Origin of the sequence: Maribellus maritimus (assembly GCF_022267315.1) — a bacterium.
GTDB lineage: Bacteria > Bacteroidota > Bacteroidia > Bacteroidales > Prolixibacteraceae > Draconibacterium > Draconibacterium maritimum.
Genome location: NZ_JAIKLE010000143.1, coordinates 1 through 1,140 on the forward strand (window position 1 = coordinate 1; position 1,140 = coordinate 1,140).

1 protein-coding gene is annotated in these 1,140 nt (G+C 45.9%); it reads left to right on the plus strand.

The genetic code is table 11. From position 1 onward, the window contains the following. Positions 1–21: 21 nt before the first annotated feature. Positions 22–1,140, plus strand: a 1,119-nt coding sequence (locus K5G00_RS29405) for a sulfatase family protein (protein WP_238770205.1), incomplete at its 3' end; no start/stop codon positions are given.

Consider the following 1,140-nt stretch of genomic DNA (forward strand, 5'->3'; position numbering starts at 1 on the left):
GGTTTTCGTTCATCAAAAGCAATGGATAACAATCCCCCGAATATCGTTTTGATATACCTTGACGACATGGGTTATGGCGATTTGACTCTTACCGGAGCTACGGATTACAGCACACCCAATCTGGATAAAATTGCCAGCCAAGGAATGTTTTTCTCCCATTATTATTCGCCCCAGGCAGTATGCAGTGCATCACGTGCAGGATTGCTCACAGGGTGTTATCCGAACCGGATCGGAATTACCGGGGCGTTGAGCCACAGGTCAACTACCGGAATCTCGGACGATGAGGAAACCATAGCCCAGGTATTGAAAAAGAAAGGATATGCTACCGCTATCTTTGGCAAATGGCATCTGGGCTATCAAAAACAGTTTCTCCCAACAAAGCACGGTTTTGATGAATTTTACGGAATCCCCTACTCTCACGATATGTGGCCACTTCATCCCACCGGCACCTATCCCAACCTCCCGCTTTATGAAAATGAAACAATCGTTAATCCGGATGTCAAACCGGAAGATGTAGCGCATTTCACCGCTGATTTTGCACAAAAAACGATTGATTTTATAAAGCGTAACCAAGACAAGCCATTTTTTGTATACTGGCCTAACCCTTTGCCACATGTTCCGCTTTATGCTTCTGAAAGATTTAAAGGAAAATCGAAACAGGGAATGTACGGCGATGTTATGATGGAAATAGACTGGGGCATCGGGGAAATTATAAAAACACTGGAAGCAACCGGACTGGATAAAAATACACTGGTTATTTTTACCTCCGATAACGGCCCGTGGCTGAATTACGGAAACCACGCGGGCACCACCGGCGGATTGCGCGAAGGCAAAGGCACATCTTACGAAGGAGGCCAACGTATACCCTGTTTAATGATGTGGAACGGAGTGATTCCGGAAGGAGTGGTTTGTAACAATCTGGTTTCAGGTATCGACATTTTACCCACGTTGGCAGCCATTGCAGATGCTCCTCTGCCCAAAAACAAAATTGACGGAGTAAATCTGTTGCCTCTCCTGAAGGGTAATTTCGAGGCAAATCCTCGCGAAACCTTTTTATACTATTACCGGAAGAACAGTCTGGAAGCTGTTCGTCACGGTTCGTGGAAACTTGTATTCCCTCACCCCGGCAGAACTTACGAA